2 protein-coding genes are annotated in these 2,295 nt (G+C 42.0%); both read right to left on the bottom strand.

The features are described 5' to 3' along the window. Nucleotides 1–12: 12 nt before the first annotated feature. A complete protein-coding gene (gene istB, locus B5440_RS15390) occupies nt 13–741 on the bottom strand; it encodes an IS21-like element helper ATPase IstB (protein ID WP_070054998.1) in 729 nt (242 codons plus the stop codon). Nucleotides 742–765: 24 nt separating this feature from the next. Then, the coding region (gene istA / locus B5440_RS15385; RefSeq protein WP_232756041.1) for an IS21 family transposase at nt 766–2,295 on the bottom strand (1,530 nt) is incomplete at its 5' end.

Here is a 2,295-nt window from a genome sequence, read left to right as displayed (position 1 = left end):
TGGTTAAATTTACTATTTATTTTTAAGTTTTTTCCTCATTGATTCCCCCTTGATATCTATTCTGTGAGCGGTATGAACTAAACGATCCAGTATGGCGTCTGCAATGGTCTGTTCTCCGATAATCTCGTGCCAGGCCTCTACCGGTAACTGGGAGGCTATTATAGTAGATTTTTTTCCGTGCCTATCTTCAATAATTTCCATCAGGGAGTGTCTGTTAATATTATCCAGACCTTTAAGTCCAAAGTCATCAAGTATGAGTAGATCCTGTTTTTCTATCTTGTTTACCTGCTTTAAATAAGAGCCATCAGCCTTGGATGTTTTAAGCATAGTAAAGAGTTTAGAAGTGTTGAAGTACATCGTTTTAAAGCCTAATGAGCAGGCCTGATGGCCTATGGCGGATGCCATATAACTTTTTCCTGCCCCGGTGCTGCCTGTGATTAAAATATTATCCTTTTGTGTTATAAAGTCGCAGGTTGCAAAACGTTGTATTTGGTTTCTATCGATATTCCGGTCGTGAGTATAATCGATATTTTCCATAACGGCGCTATACCTGAAGCGGGCTGTTTTAGTTAGGCGTTCTACCTTTCGGTTCTGGCGATCGTCCCATTCAGACTGAATGAGATAAGCTATAAGTTCATCATTAGTGTAATCCACGCTCTGCGGGGATAAACTGGAGCTAAAGGCCCTGATCATGCCGTGGAGCCTTAATTGTTTCATTTGTTCTAAGGTTTGCGTATTCATATACTTGGTTTTAATGGTTTCTTTCTATTTGTAGTAATGGCCTCCCCGGATGTTCTTGTGATCGGGCAAGACTATTTCCTCTTCGAGGTTTTCATCGAGATTATCCCAGCCTTTTTTAAGGATGCGATCAATAATGTTGTAATTATATGCCCCGTAATCAGAAGCTCTTTTACAAGCATTATCCAGGCGCAGGTTTCCTACCTTCTTTGCCAGGTGTAGTATACCTAAACAGGATTTATAGGATTGTTCCGGATGTTGTTTTTTATCCAGTATTTCAATGATATACGCTTTACAGTGTATTCCGATATGAGCTGCCCAGGCGATAAATTTTTCAGAGCTCCATTCACTTACAAACCTATGGTGTGATGGCATGTGTTCCTTAACCGTAGTGTAGGCGTATTTCTTTTTCTCTCTTTGATGTGCAGCCAGTCGTTCAAATTTATAGAATATCTCCACCAGGCTATCGGAGTAGATGATTTTGATACGTTTCCCTATATGCTGGTAGGGTACGCTATAGTAATGCTTGTCTTTACTAAAATAGATGTGACTGTTCTTGTGCACGGTACCATTGGCATAGGCTTTTATCTCATATCGCTTTAAGGGCAGAGATTTTAATTCCTGTTTCTCCACCTCGTCGAATAAAGAACGGCGGGAGTACTCTCTTCCCCGGAAGGACATTTCATTATGTGTTTTCAGAAGTTCAAGTATGGCCTTATTGATGTCTGGCACGCTATGGAAGGTCTGGTGGCGTAGCGGTGCAAATACCCTGGTATATATTATCCGTACAGCGTTCTCTACGATGGCCTTATCCCTGGGTTTATATGTTCTTGTGGGCAGTATGGCGGTTTCATAATATTCCGCAAAATCAGAGAAGGTCTCATTGACCTTGGGTTCATAACGGCTCCCTTTGGTTACCGCGGATTTCAGGTTATCAGGTACCAGAGCGTTGGGTACTCCACCATAAAACCAAAGTGCATTCTCCACGCTACGTATAAAATCTTCTTTCTTTTGGCTTGGCGAGGCTTCCACATAAGTGTATTGGCTACTACCCAAAACGCACACAAAAACTTCCAGGTCCTGCAGTTCTCCGGTGTGGCGATCCACAATGCTAAGTTTCTTGCCTGTGTAATCAATGAACAGCTTATCGCCTGCTTTATGAGTAAGGTGCATCACCGGTGATACTTCTTTAGTCCACTGGTGGTACCAGTATTTGAACTGAGATAGCTTATAGCCATCAGGATGTTTCGCATAATACTCCTGCCAGAGCAGTTGCCTGGTTACTCCCGTCTTACGCAGTTCCTTATCAAAATAGGGAAAGTATTTCTCCAGAGTCAACAACTGAGCGCTCTTTGGCTTTTGATCTGACTTAAAAAGCTTGTGTAACTCTTCAAGAGTCATTGCAGAGACCTCGTAGCTTGTAAACTGATAACGCTGAAAAAAGGCGATGTACTTAGTGATGGTGTTACGTGATAAACCCAGCCTCGAACTTATCTGGCGTTTACTGACGCCCTGGCTGTACAACCTAAAAATCTGTTTTACTTTTCGCATATCTAT

The sequence above is a fragment of the Salegentibacter salarius genome, assembly GCF_900168265.1.
GTDB classification, from domain to species: Bacteria; Bacteroidota; Bacteroidia; order Flavobacteriales; family Flavobacteriaceae; genus Salegentibacter; species Salegentibacter salarius.
Note: the sequence above shows the minus strand (reverse complement) of the source record. Positions and strands in the feature narration are given on the sequence as shown.

Bases quoted from the DNA above. Each gene is read 5' to 3' on its own strand.
- istB (WP_070054998.1), bottom strand. From the start codon at position 741: ATGAATACGCAAACCTTAGAACAAATGAAACAATTAAGGCTCCACGGC.